General features: G+C 73.4%; 6 protein-coding genes. 2 read left to right on the top strand and 4 right to left on the bottom strand.

The genetic code is table 11. The annotated features are described in order from the left end of the window. Positions 1-16 precede the first annotated feature (16 nt). Complete coding sequence (locus ACZCAH_RS03000) at positions 17-1,126, bottom strand: Gfo/Idh/MocA family protein (RefSeq protein WP_464339650.1); 1,110 nt, start codon at positions 1,124-1,126, stop codon at positions 17-19. After that, positions 1,123-1,872, bottom strand: coding sequence for a sugar phosphate isomerase/epimerase family protein (locus ACZCAH_RS02995; RefSeq protein ID WP_464339649.1), 750 nt, complete (start codon positions 1,870-1,872; stop codon positions 1,123-1,125). The genes ACZCAH_RS03000 and ACZCAH_RS02995 overlap by 4 nt, the downstream gene beginning before the upstream one ends. Before the next feature lie 113 nt (positions 1,873-1,985). Between ACZCAH_RS02995 and ACZCAH_RS02990 the strand changes: the two genes are divergently transcribed. Continuing rightward, complete coding sequence (locus tag ACZCAH_RS02990; protein ID WP_464339648.1) at positions 1,986-2,783, top strand: transglutaminase-like domain-containing protein; 798 nt, start codon at positions 1,986-1,988, stop codon at positions 2,781-2,783. Between the two features lie 54 nt (positions 2,784-2,837). Here ACZCAH_RS02990 and ACZCAH_RS02985 read toward each other — a convergent pair whose 3' ends face one another. Both ACZCAH_RS02985 and ACZCAH_RS02980 read right to left on the bottom strand, forming a co-directional pair. Then, on the bottom strand, positions 2,838-3,830 hold the full coding sequence (locus ACZCAH_RS02985; protein ID WP_464339647.1) for a PAC2 family protein: 993 nt from the start codon (positions 3,828-3,830) through the stop codon (positions 2,838-2,840). A 103-nt stretch (positions 3,831-3,933) separates the two neighbouring features. Beyond that, the gene (locus ACZCAH_RS02980; RefSeq protein WP_464339646.1) at positions 3,934-4,737 is read right to left on the bottom strand and encodes a TSUP family transporter; all 804 of its coding nucleotides are present in this window, start codon (positions 4,735-4,737) and stop codon (positions 3,934-3,936) included. A 130-nt stretch (positions 4,738-4,867) separates the two neighbouring features. On the opposite strand from ACZCAH_RS02980, the gene ACZCAH_RS02975 reads away from it, so the two are divergent. Further along, on the top strand, positions 4,868-5,875 hold the full coding sequence (locus ACZCAH_RS02975) for a LacI family DNA-binding transcriptional regulator (protein WP_464339645.1): 1,008 nt from the start codon (positions 4,868-4,870) through the stop codon (positions 5,873-5,875). Positions 5,876-6,026: the final 151 nt, after the last annotated feature.

Below are 6,026 nucleotides of genomic sequence, written 5' to 3'. Positions count from 1 at the left end.
CCGGGCCCGCACCGGATCAGAGGGTCTTCGCGGCGGGATCGAAGTCCTGCTCGAGCGGGGCGGGTGCCTCGACGCTCGAGGCGATCTCCACCGCGCCGCTGGTCCGCGTCGCCTCGTCGAGCGCGATCATCACGTCCAGGACGTGGGCGGCGAGCTCGCCGGTGAGGCGGTGGGGGCGGCCGGCGCGGATCGCGCGGGCCATCTCCAGGGTGCCGAGGCCACGGCCGGCGATCGGACCGACGGGCGGCTGCGCGGTCCAGTCCTCGGCGCCGCGCAGGGCGTGCAGGGTGTCGCCGTCGAAGACGTTCGGGTCCGGCAGCGCGAGGGTGCCGGTCGAGCCGGTCAGCTCCAGGGTGTGCGGGCGGCCGACCGCGTCGTCGAAGGACAGCTCGACCGCGGCGGAGGTGCCGGAGGCGAAGCGCAGCAGGCCCTGCACGCGGGTGGGGACCTCGACCTCGAAGGTCTCGCCGGCGCGGGGGCCGGAGCCGATGGTGCGGCGGTCCACCGAGCGGGAGCCGACCGCGCTCACCGAGGCGACGGGGCCGTAGGCCAGCACGAGGCTGGTGAGGTAGTACGGGCCGATGTCGTAGAGCGGGCCGGCGCCGATCTGGAACAGGAAGTCGGGTGCCGGGTGCCACGACTCGGGGCCGGGGGAGCGGAAGAGGGCCAGGGCCGAGCGGGGCTCGCCGATCGCGCCGTCGCGGAGGGCGCGCAGGGCGCTCTGGACGCCCGCGCCGAGCACGGTGTCCGGGGCGCCGCCGATGCGGAGGCCCTTCTCGCGCGCGATCTCGAGCAGCGCGGTGGCGTCCTCGCGGGTGGTGGTCAGCGGCTTCTCGCTCCACACGTGCTTCCCGGCCTCGAGGATCGCTCGGGAGACGTCGAAGTGCGCGGCCGGGATCGTCAGGTTGACGACGATCTCGATCTGCGGGTCCTCGAGCACGGTCTCGACCCCGCCGTGGACGGGCACGCCGAACTCCTCGGCGCGGGCCTTCGCGGCCTCCGGGCGAAGGTCGCCGATGGCTCGCACCTCGATGTCGGGGAAGGAGGTGAGCTGGGTGAGGTACTGCGCGGCGATCACGCCGGCGCCGATGAGGCCGACGCCGACGGGTCCGGTGGTGCTGGTCATGCGGTGTACTCCTGGAGGTGGGTGGTGAGCAGGTCGAAGGACCGCCCGATGGCGGTGAACAGGTCGCCGGAGTGGTTGTCGAACTCGATCACGCCGAGCTCGAGCTGGTCGCCGGCCGCCAGCACGGCGGGGACGTCCATCTCGCCCTCTCCGAGCGGCACCTGATCGTGGACGTCCCCGGTGAGGGGGCCGTCCTTGAGATGCGCGAGCTGGATGCGGCTGCCGAGCGAGGTCAGCAGGTGCGCGGGATCCGAGCCGCCGACGGCGGCCCAGAAGGTGTCCAGCTCGAGCACCACGCGGGGGTCGAGGTGCTCGGCGAGGATCTCCAGGCCGCAGCGGCCGTCCTCGTGCGGGCGGGCCTCGGCGTCATGGTTGTGGTAGCCGATCCGCACCCCGTGCTCGGAGGCGAGCGGGGCGAGGGCGTTCAGCCGGTCCGCGATCGCGCGGACGTCCTCCTCGCGGTCCCACTGCTCGCGGTCCGTGTACGGGTCGATGACGGTGCGCACCCCGAGGGCCGCGGCCGTCGCGAGGACGCGCGAGGGATCCTCGGCACCGAGCAGCGAGGCATGGGCCGACGGGGCGGTGAGTCCGTGCGCCGGCAACAGGGTCCGCAGCGTCTCGGCATGCTCGAGCAGGCCGAAGGGCTCGACCTGGCGGAACCCCATCTCGGCGAGACGGCGGAGGGCCGCATCGGGATCCTCGGCGAACAGGTCCCGGACGCTGTAGAGCTGGACGGAGATCTGCACGGGTGCACCTCGGAGCGACGACGACGACGGAACGCCCACACTATGTCGCTGATCACCGTCGGAGCAAAGGGGGTCCGGGCCGCGCGATGCGGCGGATGCGCGACACTGGGCTCGTGGAGAGACATGTTCGCGCGTGGATGCGCGCCGAGGTCGCCGAGGGCACCGATATCGCGCTGCTCGTCGCCGTCTCGGCGGCGCCCGTCGCCCAGGAGTTCCTGACGGTCGTCGCGGGCGGGGCGGAGCATCCCGTCGGCGAGACCGTCGACCGCTACGGGAACCGGCTGCACCTGCTGAACGGCCTGCCGGCGGGGACGGTGGAGATCGTCTACGCCGCCCGCGGGATCGCTCCCGCCGACGAGGACCCGGTGGAGGACGGCGACGCCGTGCTGCATCTGCGGCCCTCCCGCTACTGCGAGGTCGACGAGTTCACCCGGATCGCGGAGGAGATCGTCGGCGACCGGTCGGGGCTCGAGGCGGTGCAGGCCGTCGTGGACTGGGTGCACGGCCACCTCGACTACGTGCCGGGCTCGAGCAGCATCACCGACTCGGCCCGCAGCACCTATGTGGCCCGGCAGGGGGTGTGCCGCGACTTCGCGCACCTCACGTCGACCCTGCTGCGCGCGAGCGGCATCCCCGCCCGCTGCTCCTCCGTCTACGCGCCGGGCCTCAGCCCCATGGACTTCCACCTGGTGGTCGAGGCGCTCGTGGAGGACCGCTGGCTGCTTGCCGACGCCACCCACCTCGCGCCCCGGGCGTCCATGGCCCGCATCGCGACGGGGCAGGACGCGGCGGACACCGCGTTCATGACCACCCTCGCGGGCGATGTGCGGCTGACCGGCATCCAGGTCACGGCGGTCGTCGACCCCGAGCTGCCGCAGGAGGACCGGCTCCGGGCCGTCCCGCTGCGCTGAGCGACCCGTCCCGTCCCGACGCGGTCCCCGGGCCGCGGGCGTGCAGGGCCCGGCTCAGGCGACGGGCTCGGAGCCCGGATCGTCCTCGGAGCGGGGATCGTCGGTGCGCTCCGGCGTCCCGTCGGCGGAAGGATCCGCGGCATCGTCGGTCGTCGCCTCTCCGGGTTCGTCCTCCGCCACCGCGGCGAGGAACTCCTCGATCTCCGCGGCGAGGTCCTCGCCGCGCGGCACCTCGACGCCGACGCCCGAGGTCAGCATCCGATCGAAGCGCTGCTCGAGCCCGGAGACCATCTCCTGCAGCTGAGCGGACTCGGCGACCTGACCGGCGACCGCCTCGCGGACGGGGACGGCCTGCGCCTCGAGGGAGGCGACGGGCAGGACCGGGCCGTGTTCCTGGCCCACCGCGCGCAGCAGCGCGATCGCGGCGTCGGGGTAGGCGGTCTCGTGGAGGTACTGCGGGACGTGCGCGACGAGGCCCACGACGTCGTGGCCGGCGTCGGCCAGGCGCACGGTCAGCAGCGCCGTGAACGGGGAGCGCAGCCGGAAGGTGCCCGGCATGGTGCGACGGATCTGGATCGCGTCGGGATCTCCCGCGAATCGCGTCACCGGCAGCTCGCGGGTGTGGGGGACGGGGGCCGGGAAGCCCTGGACCACGAGGGTCCGCTCGATGCCGAGCTGGTCGACCACGATCCGCAGCGCGCTCGCCACCCGCTCCCACTGGAAGGACGGCTCGGGCCCGGTGAGCAGGAAGAACGTCTCGTCCTCGGGCGAGGTGATCTCGTGCAGCAGGATCTCGGGCCGCTCGTAGTCGGTGAAGTGGTCCAGCTCGAGCGTGATCTCGGGGCGGCGGCCCGCGTAGTCGTACACCTGGTCCATGTCGAGGCGTCCGACGACACGGCTGGGCAGCGTGTTGAGCAGGTGGTCGTCGACGAGCGCCTGGGCGTGGCCGGCGTCGCTGAAGGCGCCGAGGGTCACCAGCAGGGTGCGGCCGCGCAGGGAGCGCGAGTCGACGTGGCGCTCGTAGGTGAACAGCGTGGTCGGGTCCATGGTGATCTCCAGGCGATCGGGCCGGCTCGGCGGCGGGTGACGTCCTGGTCAACGTGCTCCGACCGGGAGGTATTCCGGTCTGAGCACGGCCTGTTCGCGCTGCTCAGGTGAGAAGCGCCACGGTGTCCGCGGCGAGGCGGATCGCGAGCGCCCCGGTGACCACCAGGAACACGATCCGCACGAACCGGGACCCGAGCCGCAGGGCGAGCCGGGCGCCCAGATACCCGCCGGCGATGTTCGCCACGGCCATCAGCCCGCCCAGCAGCCACCACACCTCGCCCTGCAGACCGAAGACGAGCAGCGCCCCGAGGTTGGTGGTGAGGTTGGCGAGCTTCGCGTGGATGCTCGCCTCGAGGAACCCGTAGCCGAGCACGGCGACCATCAGGATGATGAAGAAGCTGCCGGTGCCGGGCCCGAGCACGCCGTCGTACAGGCCGACGCCGCCGCCGATCGCCGCGGTGCGCAGCTGGTGGCCGCGGCCGCTCCGCCGCGGCTCGTGCACGAGGCCCAGCTGCGGTGTGAGCAGCGTGTACGTGCCGACGGCGAGGAGGGCCACCAGTACCACGGGGGAGAGCCACGGGCGGGGGATGAGGGAGGCGAGTCCGGCTCCGGCTGCACTCCCCAGCAGCGCGCAGAGCACCAGCGGGATCACCGTCTCGGCGACGGGGAGCATCCGCCGCACGTAGGTCAGCGAGGAGACGGCGGTGCCGGCGGCGGAGGCGATCTTGTTGGTGCCCAGCACGGTCGACGCCGACGTCTCCGCGGGAAGCCCCGTGAGCAGGGCCGGCAGCTGGATCAGGCCGCCGCCGCCCACGACGGCGTCCACCCACCCCGCGAGGAAGGCCGCCGCGAGGAGCAGCACGAGGGTGAGCGCGCCGAGAGCGGCGAGCTGGTCGGGGAGGGGCACCCGAGCACTGTAGGCGACGGGCGGACTGCCAGTGCCTCCCTCGGCGCCCGGCAACAGGGCAGGATCGGGCCGGCACGGTGCGGTCATCCCTTACCGTGAGCCCCAGACACCGCGGAGAGGAGGGATCGGCATGTCCACTCCCACCCTGCTGGACGTGGCCCGACGCGCCGGAGTCTCCAAGGGCACGGCCTCCAAGGCGCTCAACGACGTGCCCGGCGTCTCCGCGGCCACCCGCGCCCGGGTCGCCGCAGCGGCGGAGGAGCTGGGCTGGACCCCGTCCTATGCCGCGCGCGCCCTGTCCCGCTCGAGCACCGGTGTGGTCGGCCTCGCCCTCGCCCGCACCCCCGAGGTGGTCGGCGCGGACAGCTTCTTCATGGCCATGGTCGCGGGGATCGAGGCGGAGCTCGCGGCGACCGACCACGGCCTGCTGATGCAGCTCGTCCCCGACGCCGGCGCCGAGGCCGAGCTGCTCGGGCGCTGGGCGGCCGAGCGGCGGGTCGACGGCGTCGTGCTGCTCGACCCGCGCCGCGACGACCCGCGCCTGGCCGTCCTCGAGGCGACCGGGATGCCCGGGGCGACGATGAGCTGCGAGGTCCTCTCGCCGCAGCTGTCCACCTTGCTGGCCGACGAGGAGGGGCGGATGCAGGTGATGCTCGACCACCTCCTCGCCGCGGCCGTGCCGCACCGCCATCTCGTCTATCTCGGCGGACCCGCGGAGTTCCTCCACGTCGAGCACCGAGCGCGGCGCTTCCGGGCCGTGTGCGCGGAGCAGGGGATCGGCGGCACCGTGCTGCACTCCGACTACCTCCAGGCCGATGTGGCGCGCTGGGCACACCGGCTGCTGACGCTGCGGGCGAGCACGGGGGCCCGCGCGGTCCTGGTGGACAACGAGCTGCTCGCCGCCCAGCTGCTGGTCGAACTGGCCCGCACCGAGGTGCGGGTGCCGGAGGACCTCGCGATCCTCGCCTTCGAGAACTCGAACCTGTGCACGGTCACGAGCCCCCCGCTCACCGCCCTGCACCGCAACATCCCGTGGGCCGGACGGGAGCTCGCGCAGATGCTGCTGCGCCGGATCGACGGCCCGGCCGAGGTGGTCCCGTCGGAGATCGGGACGCTGCGCCGGCGGGGGAGCGGCTGAGCGGTCGGGACCGTCCGCGGGAAAGCCGCCCAGAGGGCGTGCGCGAGCGGGAACGTTCACGCTCTCGACGCCGACGAAAACCGGTTTCGATCGTTACGAGTTCGTGACCCGTACCGCGTCCTGTTAATGGTGACGAGGGACTAATTTCTGC

Source organism: Brachybacterium sp. B718/18, from assembly GCF_055454375.1.
Note: the sequence above shows the minus strand (reverse complement) of the source record. Positions and strands in the feature narration are given on the sequence as shown.